The sequence below is a fragment of the Brevibacillus fortis genome (genome assembly GCF_003013395.1).
In the GTDB taxonomy this organism is placed as follows: domain Bacteria; phylum Bacillota; class Bacilli; order Brevibacillales; family Brevibacillaceae; genus Brevibacillus; species Brevibacillus fortis.
Genome location: NZ_PXZM01000039.1, coordinates 116,908 through 135,839, shown reverse-complemented (window position 1 = coordinate 135,839; position 18,932 = coordinate 116,908). Strand labels below are relative to the sequence as shown.

The following is an 18,932-nucleotide window of genomic DNA, read 5'->3' as shown; positions in this document are numbered from 1 at the left end:
AGGAGTGCTCTTCCATTATCTCCTATTGAAGTGGGGATTGAAAAATAAGATTAGGGAAGTTTGCTTTTCGAAATATTCTGAATTTTTTTCATGGTTCTTGATACACACATTTGGGATACATTTAAAAAGTCTGCCGTTTGCGTCTGATTGTAGCCTGACATCCTTAATTGCAGGACTTGCCACTCTTTTGATGAGATTTGATTTTGCAGTTGCGTAAGCATTGCAGCCACATATAGCTTGTCCAGCACGTACTCTTCCACGTCTCGTCCTTCGTCCTTTAAGACATCCATAGCGGTGGTAGCTTCATTGCTTGAAGCGGATCCATTCATGTATGGCTCCTGTAAATACTTCACAGGTCTACCGACATCCAGTGCTTTTTTGATCTGTTCCACATTTTCACCCAACAGTTCGGACAGTTCTTCCATTGTAGGGAGATATCCTAGGTCTGCTTCTATTTTACTTATCTGTTGGAGAATCGTTGTTGCCGTTCTAGTCGGCCGTACAATATGTCCGCTATCTCGCAAAAAGCAGTTGATCTCCCTCACAATTGTGATGACGGCAAAGGACGAAAACTTCACGCCTCTTGCTATATCAAAGGCTTTGATAGCCTTGATGATTCCCATTCTCCCCAATTGCAAGATATCTGCTTTTTCCAAGCAATATTGCTTCACCAATGTCTCCGGCTTTCCAATATATTTGTGCACAGAATGCCAAATGAGCTCTTCATTCGCGAGTATGACTTCACCCAGATACTCACTATCTTCCTTGCAGCGGCGAATATTCTCCATGTTATACAAGGAGTATTGTTCTTTATTCTTGCCAACTCTCTGTTTTACGAACATGGCATGCTCACTCATAATACCTCCTCCCAGCCTATCCTCAAGATTCTCTTAATAAGCGGTTCATTTTTTTGTAATGGGTCATGACTTTTGTATAGTAGCCATCGTGATAACGATTTCGGTCGACATTTCCCTCGCCTTGGTTATAAGCGATGATACTTAAACGAAGGTTTCCATATTTCTTTTGCAAGAGATCCAAGTACTTGATACCCGTATGTAGATTGATCACTGGATCAAACAGGTCATCAGGGTTAACTCCCAGCCAGCTTCCTGTGCGCGGCATGATTTGTAATAATCCTCTTGCGCCCTTGCCGGAAATCGCGTCGTGCTGAAATCGGCTCTCCTGCCAAATCATCGCCATGATCAAAACCGGGTCTATTTCGTATTGATTGGATAATGCATAAATCGTTTCTGTATAAAGCTCGACTGTAGCAATATCTAGTCTCGGTGCAGCATGTGTGATTACGTTTGCAAGCTCCTTTTTTCTATGCAACTGCCTATCTGTGTCCCTGGCCAGTTTCACCACAGGATGAATTTCCGACAGCCCCTTTTCTACGGCTGGCAGTACAGCATTTGCGGGAATGAACACCGCAGCTACAATGCCGATTAGCTTTGTTAGCACGTAACTCGCTTTTTCAGATGTAGCTGATGGACTGCTTGCAGAATGTTTTTCTGCATTTTTTCCACCCCGATTGACGTATCCAGCGTATGCACTGACCGGCGCGAGGCATTGGCAAGGGAAAGATAGGCTTCCTGCACCTTTAGCAGCACGGCATTATTCGCATCTACTTCGGTTCGCAGAAAAAAGGTTGCATCGGGTCGCTTCGTCAAATCACTCATCGTGGCATACCAAGATAGGGGAGTATCTTTCATATAGAAGTAGTAATAATTGGACAGTTCGTAATGATCAATGATGATGAAATCAACGTTCTCCTTCGAAATCCTCGCCATTTCTCGCTGATAGTCCAGAAAATCCGCTTCAAAAAGCTTTCCTACCGCTTTCTCATCCAGCTCAATTTCGCAGCGAAGCCACATGCCAATGACCGCTCCGATTGGGGTATCTAAACGCGGAAACGATACTCTTTTCACTTTATATCCGAGGCCTCTCAAATTTTCTTCTAGTAACGCCGCCTGAGCTTCCTTCGCATTGGCGTCAATTCCTTCGAAAGCGACAATCGTGGGCTGTCTCATGGCGTTACATCGACTCCTCATTCGTCGAGATTTCTTCAGACGCTTCACGAAGCTTTTTCTCAGCTTCGAGCTCAGCAGCCTGAGTAGCTAGGTGATCTGCTAGCATTTGCTCGAATTCTTCCTTTGTAATCTCATAAATCTCGGAATGGAGTCGGTTCACCGTGTATCCCATACCGTCGGTCAGTAAAAAGTTAGTGTAGGTCAACGGCTCCTCACGAAACTCCTGCTTTTCGTAATCGAAGGCAATGACCGCTTTTTCAATTCCCGCTACGCAACCGCCAAACCAAATATTTACCTCTTCTTCTCCACCTTCGGCTGTAGGGGTTGTGTGCATATTGGTAGGAACGTGTACATATTTTCCAATGACCTGATGGGAGAGCTCCTCGGTCAATTCCTCATTCATCTTTTTCAACAAAACTGCCATGCTGGATCATTCCTTTTCCGATTATTTGTGTATGTCTACAGCTCACCGTACTGCTTCATAATCGCTTTGATGATTTGACACACTCTTTCCTTGCTGATATTGAACTTCTGGCCGATTTCCTCATGGTAATAGCCTTCGCTTCTCATCTGGAGAATCAGCTTGTCTCGCGTGGACAGCTTCATATACTCCATGATGTCGATCATCATTTCTACTTCCTCGTATCGATACTCCTCACTCGGAGCAGCAATACGGCTGATCATCGTTTCCTCTTCATCCTCATCTCCACTAGAGACAAGAACCGCATTACTGTTTGTCAGGTTTTTTTGCGTGCCGGCTTTCCGCAAGCAGTCACGAATTTTATTCGTAATCACATGATCGACAAAGGTAGTCACTCTAGCTTTTTCCTGATCGTAATCCTTCATCGTGCGATACACTTTTAAGAGAACCTCTTGAACGACATCATCATGGGTCATTCCAGCAAACGTCATCCCGGTCAGCTTGGCTTCACAGTTTTCCTTTGCCTTCTGCAAAAAATCATCGACTTTCCCTGCGAGAAATAATTCGTCCATCTGGTGAAGTTGATCTGTCATGTACTTCATCCCCTCCTCATGCTCCTATTCACAGTGGCTCTATCACACTAGGTAATTTGAGGAGGGATTTAGCAACCAGCTTTCAAAATTTTTTTCGGACAAGTTTGCAGGGTACCGGCCGTGAATGCTTTTCCATTCAAAATCTTCCATGACGCACACTGACGCTTGATGTACCATTGGCAATCGCGGCAAATGTCATGAACCACACAACGACAAGTCATGGGCACGACATCCTGTTCCTTTGCTGACATCACGATGTCATTGACTTTCATTTTCTTTTGGCAGGCTTTTTCGTAATCACATCCTTGACAGGCCATGCTATCCACCGATCCTGACGATCCCGATTCCTTTCAGGGACTCTGGATTTACTTGGACATGCTCGCGAAAGAACTCTTCCAAAACGGCTATGGGGGTGTCTTGGGTCGAAGTATATTTCATGACCTGCACCTGCTCTCCATCTGCCGAAAAACTAATCTGATATAACATGGTTTCTCCCCTCCTTTTGCCTCTTGTCGAATCTATACGAAGCGATTTGCGATGCATTAAGCGGATTTTGAAAATAAAAAAAAACCAGCTGTTTATTCCAGCTGGTCCTCTACGTATAGTTCCTCAATCATTTCCTCTGTTATATTCATCTTCCCAAATTCCTGACAAACTTTTTGAAATCCAAGCAGCAAGGAATCGTTTTCTGCGAAAACCTCGTTCAGATCCATTCCTACCATACCAAGCGCGTCACTGAGCTCCTCCCAGCCTTCGCGATCGATATCCTCTCCTAGTAGAAATTCAGCTAAAGCAGCAATACTTACGATATACAATACGGCTTTTTTGGAATCTCTCATTCTTATCCCTCACTTTTTTTCGTTTGAGATAGAATAGACCGTTTCGAATGAGTTTCTCCCTCCAAAAAGAAAAAACCCGCTGTGCGGGCTTACTGTACATCTGAAATGATTTTTTGAATCATACTTTCATCGATGAAATGGCTGGCTACTGTCAATGCCTTTGCCATTCGCTCCTTATCTCCATCAAAAACCTCGTGAATAATTGTACGCACACTTTCTTCATTCAGCGTGTAGTTCTTGGCCATCGCCATAATCCCTACAACAGCTTCATGATCTTCAAGCGTTTTCGCAGAAACTTTTTCCTTGGTCTGTTGAATGATGATTTGTATCATTTCACTTCGCAATGTTTTGACCTCCTGGCTTTTTTATGACTGAATATGTATTCCACGGGAGACATCTTCCTCATCGGTCTAACCTATGAACGTAGAAGGAGCCTATTTTGTTCCAAAAATTCTCAGCAAAAGGGGGTGAATCATTCGTGGTTGTCGACCTCTATCATCATCTCTATGAATTACTATCTACGGATAGCCAGTTACTCGCATTACTAGGAATTGCTCCAGAAGACAAGGACTCCTTATCCAGGCAGCTTATCAAGCAAAGAAAGCTCGCTCAGCTATCTGAGGTGTCGAAGCCTCTCCTTTCCTTCTACGCAACCTCCGGAAAGCGCGACACCGACAATCCTCTCCTTCTCACCAGCTTTTTCAGATTAGATGTGCTCACACCTGATGATGTCGAGCTGGCGCATCAAATCGCGAGCCGCCTTTTCCATCTCTTAGACGGTAAAAGCTTATCGATGAATGGAATAGAAGGTTTGGACACGTATGTTGTCTCGCAGCAGGAATCCGATACGGGCCATTCCTCTGCGTACTGTTTCACGCTGATCACGAAGTTTACTTTGCAAGTTTGTTAGACATTTCAAAACCCCGTCTATCCTATGACAAGCTGATCGCGATTCCCGTTCCACACGATTCAGCAACAACACCCAAATTCCCTATCTAGAAGGAGTGACTTTCATTGTCTAAAAAAATGATTATCAAAGGTGTCGGTCAATTTCTTGCCAAACGCGCTTCCAAAGATGGAAATGGCGTCGAAGTCATTACGCTTGGTAATATGCAGGACCTGAAAATTGACATGAATGTTGAAATGGAGGATATCTTTGGCGGCGATGGACTCTTCGCCATTGACACTCTCGTCAAATCAAAAAGCATTGAGATTACCGCAACGGATGCCAAATTTGATCTGGCTGCGCTTGAGCTCATGATGGGCTCCAAGCTGCAAGAACAAAAGAGCGACTATGTGTATGTGCTGGGTGAGCAAAAAGCAGTCACAGCTGGTAGTCTGGATCGTTCTGCATCCACAGGCGACGCTGGTGTTTGTGAAGTTGACTTTGGCGGTACCCTCTTCAATGGCGGCGGATTTGCTGTTCGTCTGAAAAATAGCAATCGTCTTTTGAAACAAGTTAGCTTGAGCACGTCTGCTGCTCCAAAAGCTGACGAATTCATGGTGGATACTTTCAAGGATGGCAGTGAAAATAAAACTCGTCTCATCTTCTCTCCAGCCCTCGTGAATGAAGATGTGGCCTTCAACTATCAGCGAATCGAAACCGTAGACGTAGTCGATATTTTGATGGATGAAGTACCATTCCCTGTTCATGTCGTCCATCACGGCTCCTTCCTGCAAAAGGACGGAACCTATGCAGGCATTGAAACAGAGCTGTTCTCTTGCATGGCAAAAGGCAGCTTCTCGATCGATGCGGCACGTTCCACAGCCAGCACTTCCGCTATTTCCTTGTCCGTTATTGATCCAGAGCGAGCAGATGGCAAGCTAGGCAGTGTGAAACGCTTCGTATCGACCAAAAAAGTGTAAATCTTTCGAGGTTAAGCAGGCTGAGTGGAGGGCATCATGCTCTTCGCTCTTGCCTTGCTCTTTTAAAAAGGGAATAACTTACAACGAATCATAGCGAACGAAATCACATTCAGCAAGTGGATAAATTTTACTGATGATTTCTCGGATTGTACAAGGAGGGATTTTTCCATGCTAAACCACCAAGAAGATCTGGAAAAAAAACACGCAGAAATGATGAACCAGGAAGCTGTAGAACGTATCAAAAAACAGCAGGATGCTGATCTGGTAGAAGCTATTTTCTTTGAAGATGATAGTGAAATCATGCTGCGTGACGGCAAAGCCTACCGGATTCCGCCTGTGACCTTAAAAGATGCCCGAATCCTGATGAAAAAGCTGGGAACCATCCATATCGATGCGATCATTCTCAATTTTCTCCCGTTCGAAAACAAAGAAGAAGATTTATTCGATATCCTGCTTCTGGGCTTCCGCAACTACCCTACAGTCACTCGCGAGTACTTGGATGAACATTGTGATTTGGAGACGGCCAAAAAGCTTATTAACATTTTAATTGGTCTAAACGGCTTAAAAAAGTAGAGAGTGGCGAGGGTGACAGTTCCACCATTCGCGATATGGAATCTGGTGAGCCACTTGATTGGGGCGATCTATTTTTTCATCTCCATAAGGACTGTGGATTGAAGAAATGGGATATTTGGGAGTACACCCTTCCCCAAGTAGCAGAATTAATGAAGAGAGTGAACAAATATATTCAATTTGAGGTAGAGACGCGCATGGGACTTCCTTTCTTGAGAAGACAGGGAACGAATTCTGCTGCCAACTCTCCCCATGCCTCCAACTCGCAAGACTATCAGGAAATTTCCGAAGACGATATTGCCGTACTTGGCAAAGTGTTAGGTGGTCTATAACCCGTTTCTGTCTATTCTAAGACCAGAACGGGATTTTTCTTTTGAGGAAGGTGATATTCATGGAAACTCAACGCTTGACCGATGCCCTCCGCTCCATAACGAGTGCTGCACGGAGTTCTGTAGAACAGCCGGCATCCCCATTTCGAGCCCAGCAAGCTACACCATTTTTTCAAGCCATGCATCAGCAGCTGTATGAATTGCGCCAGATTATTCGCGACATTGAGTCGAAGCCGCTCAGCTTTTCCCGTAAGTACGTGTCTCAGCCTGTTTCCCATGCTGCTCCTGCTTCCCGGCAATCCGTAAGTACAGGAGCCATTTCCCCGTTCCGCTTCGCTACTTTTCCTGATGCTCCCGTTAAAAGAACAGAAAAGTCCTACGGCACAAGAAACACCCTTCGTCCACAAGCATGGGAAGATGCTGCTGTAGATGTGTTGCGAAACATGATGAGCAGCGGCCTTCACACGCTTATCAACTCGATGGATATCGAAAATTGGGAGTCAGCGAAATCTTTGAACCGCCTGTTAAAGAGGGCAGAGCGTAATTTTTTGTTCAAAGATACAAACATGATGGATTTGGCGCAGGCACGCGTTTCAGGACGAACGACGGATCAAAAACAAGTGGAAGAAGAAGCACTTGGTTTGCGCGAATACTTGCGAACAGGAGTCAAACAAGACCTGCGGGATATCGCGCTAACACATGCCGTCAGCCTTGAAGACGTAACCAGAGCCTACTATACGTCTTCTCGCAAATCCAATGACCCGCATGCAACTGTAGCCGATATTCGGGAGAAAGCAGCTCTGTTACCAGATGACCCTCTTGCTCCCCAAAACCAGATGCAAACCATTTGGCAGTCAGCATCCCTTGAAGCATTTGATCTGTTTAAAAATCAGCCAGGGAGCTTTCCTACTCTTTTGGTCCACCTACTTCAGCGCATGCGAGAAAGCCAGAGCCAATTAACGCTTGCTGTTCGTCTGTTTAAAAATGCTACGGATCAATACGGAGGAAAAGCTGCCTACGTCAAAGCCCGGCGCAATCTTCATGAAGGAAGTGAGCAGCGAAGACAAGAACGCGTTACCACAATGCTTGGTCAATCCTCTTCTCCCTTTACACAAGAAGCGATGGAAATCCAGTCGTGGCAATTGCAAAATCTGTCCTCCTATCAGGCTAGCCGCACTCGATTGATTCGCAACAGGTTGGAACAGAAAAGGGTACAAGAGCTGTATCCGTACAATGATCGATTGTTAAAGGCATTGATTGCGGAAGAGAAAAAGCTGCTTGAACAGTTGGATTTGCTCAGACGGAAGATGCGCGATGTAGAGCGTCAGGCACATTTGCTCACCAGCCGAATCCTTTTGGTACAGCGCGCATTCGGTGGATTGCAGAGTACGATTACCTCTTTAATTCCTTCCGTCTCTTCGCTGGATGAGAAGCTGCGTGCCCTTGCTGATACGTCTGTCACGACCGACCAGCAGATCACGGACATGACAAGCGATTTAAAACAGCAGGAGGAACAACTCCAGAAAACACGGGAAGCCTTGAAGGAATTGACAGAAGCACTGTCCACGGCTGTACCCAAACCTCCGAATGCCGCAACGGGTCCTCAGGCTGCTCCCGCGGCTGCAGCCGCAAGCAGTTCATCCTCTACCGCTAGCAGACTCGCCCCTGTCGCTGCTCTTCTTTTTGAGGAGTTCTCGGGTGATTTCAAGACGAAGATACGGGAAAAGTACTTCAAAGGCAAAAAGAAGGAGGATGAGAAAGAATCTGAATCTGAATCCGATTCTGCATCTAAACCTAAATCCAAATTTAAATATAGATTGAAATCTGCCGAAAAGGCGAGCGATACGGATGAGTCAGACTCCACTCCGAAAGCTCCATCCAAAGCCAGCAAAGCTGCTTCAACGGCTGTCGATGATGCAGCTAAGGGTGTACCAGGCTGGCGAAAAGGATTAAAAAACATCGTAAAGTTAGGTAAAGGTATCCCTGGCATAGCCATCGGTGTTACGGCACTTACTCTACTGGACAGTCTTAACAAAGATTGGTTGCAGCCTATGTTTATGTCCGATACCCAGAGACAAAGCAGAGCCTTAGAAAATCAAAAAGGTCTAGTGGCTGACATCAATAATTTTGATAAAATGCCTCCAGGTTTAAAGCATTTATTTTTTGCCGGTACCGCTGCTTCTGGTATTACAGATGGTCTGATCAACTTCATGGGTGGCACTGCTCCTTCATGGGGCGATTACTATAACGCTTTAGAAGCTGCTTACAAATATGATGGTCCTGAACTCAAACAACAGTTGGAGAATAGCTTTCAGCTAGGAGACAAGGAAGCTCAACTCACGCTTGAAAATGTCAAATCCGAGATTAAAAAGAATAACGAGAAAGAAAAGCACTCTAAACTTATTGATGTTGATGGAGATGGATACAAACTGGACGATACTCCACTACCTTCATGGGATGAAGTCAAGACACTCGAACATGGCAAAGAAGTCGTTGGGTATCACCTGGAAAAACTCTCTTTAGCGGAAGGCGAGTTAAAAGCCAAATTAGAGAAAACGCAGGCAACTCTTCTAGAACAAGGTAAATCCGAAGATTCTCCAGAAATGCTGAAAGCTTATGATGACTACTACAGTGGTATTAATACGAAACAGAATGAACACTTAGCCTATTTTAAAACGGTATTAGCGAAAATCCCTAAGGGTACAGATGCCTCTGGGATAGTAGAATCAGTAATCGCTAATTTAGATGCTTCTATCGCCAAAAATAACCTCGATAAAACCAACCATACAGCCAGCACCAAAATTGAATCCGCGAAGGACAAGTTAAGCTCTGATCTGGAAGGTATAGAACTTCAACACTCCATTGACAGGAACAAAGCAATCTTAGCTGGTCACAGCGCAAATTCTGAAGTAGTAAAGAAGCTAGATGACGAATATTTACGCAGTATCAATGAGACTTTTGATGCGACGAGTTCTGAAATGGATCGTCTTTTGGCAGAGAACCAAAATAACGAAACACACAAGAAAAACATCGAAAGCTTTAAAAAAGGTCTCGAAAAAGCCAAGTACGACAATCTCGTATCCCTGCATATGTCCAAGCAGCCCACCAAAGGAACCTTCAACATGCCCGACGGCTTGCAGCCGCTTACCTACTGGGGTATGCAAACCGCAAATGCAACACATAACACCTACGACCTTACCTATGGCGGCGGCAGCAACGTGAACATTACCATCGACAAAATGAGTGGAACAGAAGCTGACCTCCAACGCATCGGCTCGACCGTCAGCGAAGCCGTTCGCAGTACACAAGCAAGCCTTTCTACCGAATTGAGCCAACAAGTCCGCTCCGGCATCGCCACGAGCTACACGAGATTGTAAGGAGGTACAACGATGACCCAACAATACGCCTTTGGCACTGCTAATCAGCGCTACAAAAAAAAGCTGTTCGTCGATACAGGCTTTGAGTTTATCGAAGTAAACGCCCGACTCATCGAGCCATATGCTCCGCCAAGTCCCCAGCCTTCCTTGCGCGAAATCAAAATCATCAACGCTCCCTCGCACATCCACCACTCCGGCTTTAGCAGCTACCAGTGTTCATTGACCTTACTTTTTCCAGACAAGGAATCGTACAACCATTACTTGAGCTACGCAGGCTGGACCCACAAGTTTTACGATGAAAAGGGAAGCATTTTCCTCGGAAGCGCAGAATCCATCACCCCCCATGTGCTTGAGGCAGGACGGCGCTACAGCGTAACTGTCGATCTAATCCTCATCAAAAAAGACTCGATCGAGCGCGAATCACGGTTCCAGTTTCAAGATATCGAGGGGCATTGGGCGCAGAAAAACATCGAGGAAATGGCCGATCTTGGGCTGATCACAGTCATTACCCGTGACGGAAAGCCCGTCATTTACTTCCGCCCCAACGATTTTGTGACACGCGCCGAATTTATTGCTTTTTTGAATCGGACAAGGCGGCTCGTAGAACGGATGATTCGTGAATAGCTAAGGCTGTTCCGGGTTTCTGTCTACTCTATATAGGAGGTGATGAAAATGATCAGCTGGGCTGATGTGAATGAAAAAGACTGGTTTTTTAATGAAGTAATGGAGGCCAGCAATTATTTGATGGCTGACGGAGAACCGTTCATTCAAGGAATTGCTTATGGCTCCTTTGAAAGCAATGCTCCTTACTTGTATGAGGAACAAAAGGGCTCCATCGGACAAAAAGTATTTACGCTCGCAGCCAAATTGACACCGAGTGCAGATAACCCCGTCTTTGTCTATATTGATGGCACGCAAACCCTTTTCAAAGAAATTCGGCCGAATCAAACAGACCCGAACAAAACGGACGTCGAGCTGTATTACGCACCATCTGCCAACTCGGTTGTTGCGTTTTCCAGCTTCGGCAAGCCTGCCTTGGACCGTTTTGGCAAACCGATTTCCCCCAATTCCTCTTCCTTCGCTTACCCGAACAAACGCCTTGATAATGGAGACACGTATTTCTACAATCCGTTTAGCCGCCAATTCAATGAGTATTTGTACGCATATGGACGCTCCTTGAAGCGAATCGATGTGCCGGAAGAAGAATGGAAATCGACACCTGCCCAAGACCTCGCCAAAAAATATATCGGACTCAAGCAAGACGTCTACATGGTCAGTCCTGCTCCTGGAGCCACGATTTACCTTCCTTACAATCTAAACGGCGTACAGGTGCGCTTCATCTACAACAGCTACGAAAACGGTGCTCTGTTTATGCGAGGCGGATATTTTTCAGTGAAAAGCTCTGGCGTTTGGAGAAATGACCGCTTCTTTCCCAACGCCTACATCAATCGGGCAGAGGCTTTTCTGCTCATTGACCGGCTTCGGCGCTCCTTTTACCAACGCTTTACGGATTCACAGCCTCCCACACAGCGGCTGGATGAATCCCACTCGGCATACGAGGGGCAACGTGTTTTTCGTCTGAACGGTACCTATCCAGCGGGCAAAAAGCTGCTTGCCGTCAAAGTGGATGGAAATACGGTGAAAAGCTCGGACTATCAAGAATTTGATGATCATACGGTACTGTTTAACATGCCGCTTGAGGCAGGTAAAAACGTGCATTTCTTGTATGTCAAAGAGACGAGCACCCGTTTTGAAGATGTCGGGCGCGAAAAATATATGTACAACAGCAACACCGGGGAAAAAATTGCGCTAAACGGTGGGATGGCGGGCAGCAAGCCTTCATGGTGGGCACCATCCGTCCTCTCTATGGAAGACGAGCGGTTTGGCAACGGAGATTACTTGATCGAAGGAATTGCGATCAACAATTTCGTCGATGGAGCCGCTGTCGTCAATCATATGTACGAGGTATCGTCATCCAACGCGGAAGAGAAAGAAAAATGGTTCATGCCTTACTCGCTGCTCACCCGGGCACAGGCCGTCTCTTTTTTGAATCGCTTTCGAAAATGGTCCCTGGAACGGTTTAAATAGGAGGTGTTTTCATGCAAACGATGTCCAATGAACTGCGCAGAATTCTCTCCGCAAGACTCAAACTGGGAGAATTATCGAAGCCCGCGTGTCGCGTCGAGATAGATCGACTCATCTTCGTGCCGGGCCGTACCGAAGAGCTCGATTTCATTATGAGTGATCCGCGGGAAGAGAAAACATTGACCCGCACCATCATTCAGGATGGTTCAGGAGAGGGAGGAACTGATCTCTCTAAGATTCCTTTTGTCTTTCCCGTTGAGGGCAAAAGCATCCGAGATATTACCGCCTATATGGGCGACAATCGTAACCACCAAGGGATTGATATCGCTTGTCCGGTCGATACACCTATCAAAGCTACATGGGCTGGCAAGGTAAAAAAAGTGAGCGTGTCTGAAAAATATACGAGCTACGGCTATCGCGTAGAAATTCAACATGCGGATGGCATCTGGACACGCTACGCCCATATGAGCGAAATCCACGTCAAAACAGGGGATTATGTCACGCAGGGCACCACAATCGGAAAAAGTGGCAATACAGGCGATGTCCGCTCTGCCGGGGTTAAGACAATGGGCACCTATGACGATCCCAATTCCCCCCGCTCCAAAGGAAGAGGAGCTCATCTGCACTTTGAGGTCTGGAACGGACAAGCCGTCATCGATCCGTTTCCTTATATGAATGGCTCGAAGCATCTGTTCGCTGCCTCTTCCAATAACGGCGCAGGAGTCACTACCGATGCCACCTATGTTGGAACACCAGGAGCAACTCTTTTTGACGAACGGTTTACCAATAATACGTGGCACACAAAATCTGTCTACAAAGTAGACGAGCTGACCAAAAAGCTATCCATGATCGAGAGAAGCTCGACGGAGCATAGCAACCTCACCTTTACCTTTGATCCCAAAGGGTACAAGACCGTCTTCCCTTCCCCGACCGTTACAACAGGCATGAATCTCAAGCTGACCTCCGTTCACCCCGGAATTTTTAGCATGGGTTTCTCCACCAACTTCGGTGAAGGTGCTGGCGAGCTGCGCGTTTTTTTCAATGGAAAAATGCAAATCAAGGTCAACAAATTCACCGGGACTGAAAACGTAGAGATTCGTGATATCCCCTTTCCCAATGGCGAAATGGAAATCCGTATCGAGCTGTTTTGGAATGGAAAGCAAGTCAATTGTTTTTCCCTCCAGTACATTCAGATTAAGGAATTGCAAGGGCGCCCCGATCTGTACGGGAACAAAGAAAAAGTCGATCCCACTGTGCAGCAGGAGTTTTTTGAGGAACGGGAAATTACGAGCACCTTCATGCCTGGTCAGCCGCGAAAAGTATCGCTCCAGGTCGGAAAGTTCGTCTATATGGACACTCTTACCCTCGACAATATTAACCACATCGAAATGGACGACCAGTTTGAAATGGATTCATGCGAGGCACGGATCACGATTTCAAACCCGGGCGGCTACTACAGCCCGGACTATAATCCGTTTTACTTTCCCGAAACCTACAAGGAAACCCCTTGGTCTTATTTTGTGAATGGATTTCATGTTGGTGTTCTCTCTGAAAATACTCCTGTCCGGATTTACATGGGCTATGGTCTGAATTTGATGCGCGTATTTACTGGGCTGATCGACAAGCTCGATATGAATGGCGAGGAATCGACCATGACCCTTTACTGCCGTGATATGTACAAGAAGATTTTGAACAAGGTCATTACCGAAGACAAGCAGTATCCCCCAGACGTCGGACATTCTGCCGCACATGATACCAACGTTTTTTCCTCGATGTCTCGCCGGGACAAAATCATCTCGATGGCCAAAAAGCAGTCCAAGCAGCAAGGTCCCGAGCTCGATTATAAATTTTTGCTTGCCATTGCCGAGCATGAGACAAAAATGGGGACGCTGGGGAAAGGTCTTCCTCCAGGGGACTTCATTCTCGGGTATGGATGCTATACCGGTGAAAAATGCGACCCGCAATACCAAGGGATTGAACGGCAGCTCTATCGTGGTGCCGTTCGCTATCGGGAGGCCATGGCGAGCAAAGGCTGGCGCTTCCAATCAGTCGACGACGTCAAATATTTTTGGCAAGGAGGAGACAAGGGGGCTTTCCAATGGGCGAGCGATACGAATTGGTATAACAGCGTGTGGCAAATCTATCAAAAGTTCCGTTCCAGCACGGAGTTTGATTCGATCCCTGAGTGGGAGGGTAACGCACCTGTCCCAACCGAACCAACTGCCAAAGCCGCCTACCTCAAATCCGCCATCGTACAAGACTTGATCGCCCATGCAGGAATGTATGGCTGGCGCAGCAATCCGCAAGACATTTACTACCCCTATGCCATTGTACAAGAAACAAGCTACAGCCACGTGACGCAGGCGACAGGCAAGGTTTTCAAGGCTGTGCCTGATAAAGAAGGAGAATTCGTGGAAGTCGATGCCGAATCCATTTTGACCCCAAAAGGTTGGAAAAATCCTTTTATTGAGCCACCCGGACGCAAATTCAAATCGTATCAATACAAAGTCGGAGAAGCCATCGCGGAAATCATGAAAGATACAGATTTCCGTTCCTATTGTGACCGTTATGGTACGTATCGCTTGGAAGAGATTGATATGAATCGGCCGATTGTTGCTACTTTTACGGAGCACGACAATTTGATCACGATTCATAAGACGATCGATTTTTCCCGTGGCAGAAGCCATCTTGTCATTTTGGATGAAGAAAATAAGGCTGGTCATTTCGTAGACACGGAGATTTTGATGGAGCTAAAAGGCGAGGTCCGTACAGGCGTGAGGCACGTTCCTTCTGCAAAGACAGACGAATTGAAGCGACTGGCCGCGCGGCGATCCTTTTTTGATATAAAACGCTTGTGCCGTACGCTGCAAATTTCCATCCCCGGCAACCCTGCCTTGGATGTTCTCGATCGCATTTACATTATCGACTCCAATACAACCACCCGCGAAGCGTATACCATCAAAGGAATTCGCACGATGTTTGACGCGCAGAACGGCTATATGCAAATCCTCGATTTATTTTGGAGCAACAACGAGGGGGCGATGGTGTAATGGCCGGGATTGCCAATGATTATTTGATTTACCCCATCCTCGATCTGATCCGTGATGAAGTGCACCGTACCACGACAGTCACGGCAGACCCGTTCGCAGAGGAGCCCTCTGTTCGATTGATCCGGGAGCATCCCCTCGATCCCGAAAAGGTCACGGGTGCCAAGCTATTCTACGAGTCTGGCTACATGCTGGACATTTCCCTCACGTTTGGCTCTACAGATACTACCACCTTCCCCCTTGAAGTCGATCAGCTCCATCCAGACTGGGAGTACTATTCTCTTTGGCGCTTGACCTCAGTTACCACTGCGGGATATGCACCTGACGGAAAAACGGTAGGATCTTACCTGATCCGTCTACTCTATGATACGAGGGGCCTCTTAACTGGCACCGATGTCCTTCGTATAGAGAAAGAGAGGTGAGTACAAGTGGGCTTCTCCGTTGTTTATTCGGGCGGGGGCGTAATCGACAAGGTACGAGAGCTCCCCTACCCGCACTTTTCCAAATTTACTGAGCCCTTCATTCGCGGACGCATGCTTGATGTGACCGCCTCCAAGCAAGTCTTTTCCGATACCTATGCCCTTCCCTATCCGACAGAATTTTTATCCGTGGCGTTTGCTACCAATAATTACTGCGTCGGCGATTACTGGGAGCTGAGTCTGGACGGCGTGAAGGTCTGTGAAACGATTTATACCAAAGAGCTCCCGGAGTCCGTCTCGATGGGAAACAGCTTTGGGATCGTCTATCCGTTGAAGCCAAATGCGCAGGTCCGCTTTGACTTCCACAACATTTCAGGTACGGAAAAGAAAGTTTGGTACAATGTGAAATTTTTACGCAAGAAACTGTAAAGGAGGCGTATGGATGCCTAGTAAACAAGTAGCTTGGATCGAGGGCGAGGTCACAGCCGATTTGCTCATCAACAAGCTGGCTGATGAAATCGTCAACGCCAAAATCCCGGATACCACGAACCGCTGGGAAAAGGTGTTTGAGGTCAATGAAGATAAGTGGGTTTCGTATACGAAGACGACTGTTGCGAATACGCAAGGGACGTACAAGCATACGGATGGGAAGACTTATCAGGTTTATGTGTTGCCTGATTTGAGAGATTTGCGAGGTAATGGAGGGACTTTGCTTGTTGATGCAAATGGCTATATCTTTGAAACAATCAATGCAGAAAATGTAAAGTCTAGTAAAAAAATTCAGGTAAAAGAGTTTGTCTATAAAGATGATGAAAGCAACGATATTACCCTTTCTGTTCCTGGTCTACTGGTGGTTAATGTCGATGATACCGACCCTGCCAACGTTGTCGGTAAGAAATGCTATGTTTTACAACAAGGTAAGTATGAACTGGATGGGGTAACCTTTACTCCTGGAACAGAGTGGGACGAGTACAAGCTCATCACACAAATGCCCTCTGACTGGAACGATCTTCTGTCAAAAGGACAATGGTCGGTATATTACTATTCTTGGGAATGGACCTATGTCCGTCCTACTCCTTACAAATTCGGAATGGTCAAATACGTTGCAAATCCCGTCCATCACTACGACCGAACTGTCGTCCTAAAAGCTGTTCCTGACGTACCTTCAGGCCAAACGCCTAACGACTACTTCGTCATGTTGAAACACCCTATCAATCAGTACAACTACTTGGATCTGTCCTACGGCAAAGGCTTCACTGGTAAAAATCCCGTAGGAAAATCTGCAGATACCTACCTGCTAGCCTGCGATAAAAGCACCGTCATCCCCGGCAAAGCCCCGGTCATCCTCGACCAAAAACAAGCGGAGCTGCAATACAACAAATGGAACAATCCCGATGAAACCGATAAATACACCCCACCCCACGAAGCTTGGGTACTTGATTATGATAACAAGGTCGAAATCAAAAGCCCTTCCTCCCACTTTTTCTATGGTGCGGACTCCGTCGTTTCCTGGGTACCGAACAAGAAGCGTCGCCCCGACTATTGGGTAGAATACAACCTTTCTATCAGCAATGACCGCGTAGCAATCGTGATTGAGGGCGACCCTTCGCCTGATATGGATGCCTACTACAGCAGCTTTGCTTATATCGGGAAAACCATTCCTTTTGCTGACTATGACCATAAAGGCAATTTTGGAATTACTGTCGGCATGGGTGATTTGACAAAGGAAAAATCAGGCTTCCTTCCTGCCGACATCAAACAGGACACCAATCCTAATTACTCGGGCTGGGGACGCTATACCTCCAACGGCATGTACTCCTTCTCCATGCTGCAAACCCGTAGCTCCGTTTACTTCCAAGCGTACTACCCTGCCTTCATTACCCAGCTCCCCAAATATGATGGAGTGGGCACGCTCCCTCCAGAGCTGTCCAAAATGGTACTCGAAGCAAACGGCTTCCAAAGCTCGAAATGGACGAAGAAATATCATGCGTCGCCGATCTATCTGGTACACCAGTTCGAAGGCTATCGGGGCTACCTCGACAGTGTCGTAGCAATCGAGGACCATAATCTGATCAACAAGGACGAGCTCGTCGTAGATACAGAGGAACCGAAAGATCCGAAGGACCCCGCTGCCGGAACATGGACAGAGGTTTACAAGTTCTTCCGAATCAATACCCCTGTCAACTTCTTCAAGTACTCCCCAAACCCTACTGACTGCACGATCGCCATCTTAAAAGAAGTATATTAAAGGAGGAATTTCACATGGCCAATTTTAAATACATTGAAAAAATCACCACTTCTAAAGAGCTCTTAGATACGATTAAATCTGAAATTGAGCAACTTACCAACTATCAGCATAATGCAACTGCTGGTGAAACACAGGAGAAATCGACCTGGACAGTCATGACCGATCTCACCAAAAAAGATTCCGCTTCTGGCAAAACCTCCGAGCTTGTCTTGAAGGGCATCTCTAACATCAACAACGTGACCAAAGAGTTTTATGTCAAATTCGTTAATCCAGGCTTCACCAACCCGAAGGAACATAGCTCCTTGACGGCACAAGTATTGGAAGGATTCAACCCGACAGCTAAAACCTTCGCAACAGAAGGACATCCAGTCAATTTCGAATGGGCTGACGAGAAATTCGTCGTGAATGGCAAACCGACAGATCGTACGATTGATAAACCTGTCTACCTGTACATGAATGTGATGAATAATCGCCTTTCTCTTGTTGCCGTTGGCGATCCAGCTGTTCACTTTGAAGATTATCGCAAGAGCTTCTTGTACGTAGGCGCACTTAAGCCATTCAAGTACAACATGGATGATGTAGTTGGAAACATCATGCTGACAGCAGGAGCTATCGCTGCTGAACCTGCTGCTCCTATCGCCCCACACGATTATGGTCAATACACCTCTTTTGGCAACAACACCTTGCAAATGCTGGCGACAAAATCGGGCATTCGCTTCCAAAAGCACTACCCTGCCTTCATTACCCAAGCTCCACAGCCGGGCAAGGCATATAAGGATGGTCCTCTAGGCGATACTGGATTGCTGCTGGAGCCACAAGGCTTTAACGCATCTGCTTGGACACGCCGTTACCATTTGAGCCCGATTTATGTCGTGCATGGCTACGATGGATACCGCGGCAGCTTGGATGCATGCATTGCTGTATCGAAAAATAATATCCTCCACTTGGATGAATTGATCATTGATGTCGATCCAAGCGACACGACCAAGAAACACAAACAGGAAGTTTACCGCTATTTCGACCACAATACCGAGCAGAATTTCATGAACTACTCCGCCAACGTAAAAATGGGGGTCGCATTCCTGAAGGAAGTTCGCTACTAAAAGAA

The 18,932-nt window shown here is 46.5% G+C and carries 21 protein-coding genes; 12 read left to right on the top strand and 9 right to left on the bottom strand.

Annotated features, from left to right (window positions below; all coding sequences use genetic code 11):
- Positions 1-50 precede the first annotated feature (50 nt).
- From C7R93_RS23470 to C7R93_RS23435, 9 genes are all read right to left on the bottom strand, one after another.
- Positions 51-857, bottom strand: coding sequence for a sigma-70 family RNA polymerase sigma factor (locus C7R93_RS23470; protein ID WP_106841082.1), 807 nt, complete (start codon positions 855-857; stop codon positions 51-53).
- Between the two features lie 22 nt (positions 858-879).
- Positions 880-1,461 carry a lytic transglycosylase domain-containing protein gene (locus C7R93_RS23465; protein ID WP_106841081.1) on the bottom strand — a complete coding sequence of 194 codons (582 nt, stop codon included), beginning with the start codon at positions 1,459-1,461 and terminating at the stop codon, positions 880-882.
- Complete coding sequence (locus C7R93_RS23460) at positions 1,455-2,030, bottom strand: dTMP kinase (protein WP_106841080.1); 576 nt, start codon at positions 2,028-2,030, stop codon at positions 1,455-1,457. The genes C7R93_RS23465 and C7R93_RS23460 overlap by 7 nt, the downstream gene beginning before the upstream one ends.
- A 4-nt stretch (positions 2,031-2,034) precedes the next feature.
- On the bottom strand, positions 2,035-2,454 hold the full coding sequence (locus C7R93_RS23455; protein WP_106841079.1) for a hypothetical protein: 420 nt from the start codon (positions 2,452-2,454) through the stop codon (positions 2,035-2,037).
- Between the two features lie 35 nt (positions 2,455-2,489).
- Positions 2,490-3,044 carry an RNA polymerase sigma factor gene (locus C7R93_RS23450; RefSeq protein ID WP_106841078.1) on the bottom strand — a complete coding sequence of 185 codons (555 nt, stop codon included), beginning with the start codon at positions 3,042-3,044 and terminating at the stop codon, positions 2,490-2,492.
- Between the two features lie 68 nt (positions 3,045-3,112).
- Positions 3,113-3,361, bottom strand: a complete 249-nt coding sequence (locus C7R93_RS23445; RefSeq protein WP_106841077.1) for a hypothetical protein — start codon at positions 3,359-3,361, stop codon at positions 3,113-3,115.
- A gap of 1 nt (position 3,362) precedes the next feature.
- Positions 3,363-3,530, bottom strand: a complete 168-nt coding sequence (locus C7R93_RS30410) for a hypothetical protein (RefSeq protein WP_017249762.1) — start codon at positions 3,528-3,530, stop codon at positions 3,363-3,365.
- A gap of 92 nt (positions 3,531-3,622) precedes the next feature.
- Positions 3,623-3,883, bottom strand: coding sequence for a hypothetical protein (locus tag C7R93_RS23440; RefSeq protein ID WP_106841076.1), 261 nt, complete (start codon positions 3,881-3,883; stop codon positions 3,623-3,625).
- Between the two features lie 89 nt (positions 3,884-3,972).
- Positions 3,973-4,227 carry a hypothetical protein gene (locus C7R93_RS23435; RefSeq protein ID WP_106841075.1) on the bottom strand — a complete coding sequence of 85 codons (255 nt, stop codon included), beginning with the start codon at positions 4,225-4,227 and terminating at the stop codon, positions 3,973-3,975.
- A 134-nt stretch (positions 4,228-4,361) separates the two neighbouring features.
- Here C7R93_RS23435 and C7R93_RS23430 point away from each other — a divergent pair, with 134 nt between their 5' ends.
- The 12 genes from C7R93_RS23430 (at position 4,362) to C7R93_RS23375 (ending at position 18,927) form a co-directional block, all read left to right on the top strand.
- Positions 4,362-4,793: a hypothetical protein gene (locus tag C7R93_RS23430; protein ID WP_106841074.1), complete on the top strand. Its 432-nt coding sequence runs from the start codon at positions 4,362-4,364 to the stop codon at positions 4,791-4,793.
- Positions 4,794-4,897: 104 nt separating this feature from the next.
- The gene (locus C7R93_RS23425; RefSeq protein WP_106841073.1) at positions 4,898-5,749 is read left to right on the top strand and encodes a hypothetical protein; all 852 of its coding nucleotides are present in this window, start codon (positions 4,898-4,900) and stop codon (positions 5,747-5,749) included.
- A gap of 168 nt (positions 5,750-5,917) precedes the next feature.
- On the top strand, positions 5,918-6,322 hold the full coding sequence (locus tag C7R93_RS23420) for a hypothetical protein (RefSeq protein WP_106841072.1): 405 nt from the start codon (positions 5,918-5,920) through the stop codon (positions 6,320-6,322).
- 98 nt (positions 6,323-6,420) lie between these two features.
- Positions 6,421-6,651, top strand: a complete 231-nt coding sequence (locus C7R93_RS23415; protein WP_244191643.1) for a hypothetical protein — start codon at positions 6,421-6,423, stop codon at positions 6,649-6,651.
- Positions 6,652-6,710: 59 nt separating this feature from the next.
- The gene (locus C7R93_RS23410; RefSeq protein ID WP_106841070.1) at positions 6,711-10,025 is read left to right on the top strand and encodes a hypothetical protein; all 3,315 of its coding nucleotides are present in this window, start codon (positions 6,711-6,713) and stop codon (positions 10,023-10,025) included.
- Between the two features lie 12 nt (positions 10,026-10,037).
- A complete protein-coding gene (locus tag C7R93_RS23405; protein WP_106841069.1) occupies positions 10,038-10,649 on the top strand; it encodes an S-layer homology domain-containing protein in 612 nt (203 codons plus the stop codon).
- A gap of 48 nt (positions 10,650-10,697) precedes the next feature.
- Positions 10,698-12,113: a hypothetical protein gene (locus C7R93_RS23400; protein WP_106841068.1), complete on the top strand. Its 1,416-nt coding sequence runs from the start codon at positions 10,698-10,700 to the stop codon at positions 12,111-12,113.
- A gap of 11 nt (positions 12,114-12,124) precedes the next feature.
- Positions 12,125-15,160: a M23 family metallopeptidase gene (locus C7R93_RS23395; protein ID WP_106841067.1), complete on the top strand. Its 3,036-nt coding sequence runs from the start codon at positions 12,125-12,127 to the stop codon at positions 15,158-15,160.
- Positions 15,160-15,579 (top strand): hypothetical protein, encoded by a 420-nt coding sequence (locus C7R93_RS23390; RefSeq protein ID WP_069847294.1) that lies wholly within the window; start codon positions 15,160-15,162, stop codon positions 15,577-15,579. The genes C7R93_RS23395 and C7R93_RS23390 overlap by 1 nt, the downstream gene beginning before the upstream one ends.
- A 6-nt stretch (positions 15,580-15,585) precedes the next feature.
- Positions 15,586-16,005: a hypothetical protein gene (locus tag C7R93_RS23385; protein ID WP_007717420.1), complete on the top strand. Its 420-nt coding sequence runs from the start codon at positions 15,586-15,588 to the stop codon at positions 16,003-16,005.
- Positions 16,006-16,018: 13 nt separating this feature from the next.
- Positions 16,019-17,824 carry a hypothetical protein gene (locus C7R93_RS23380; protein WP_106841066.1) on the top strand — a complete coding sequence of 602 codons (1,806 nt, stop codon included), beginning with the start codon at positions 16,019-16,021 and terminating at the stop codon, positions 17,822-17,824.
- Between the two features lie 14 nt (positions 17,825-17,838).
- On the top strand, positions 17,839-18,927 hold the full coding sequence (locus tag C7R93_RS23375; protein WP_106841065.1) for a hypothetical protein: 1,089 nt from the start codon (positions 17,839-17,841) through the stop codon (positions 18,925-18,927).
- The last annotated feature ends 5 nt before the right edge of the window (positions 18,928-18,932 follow it).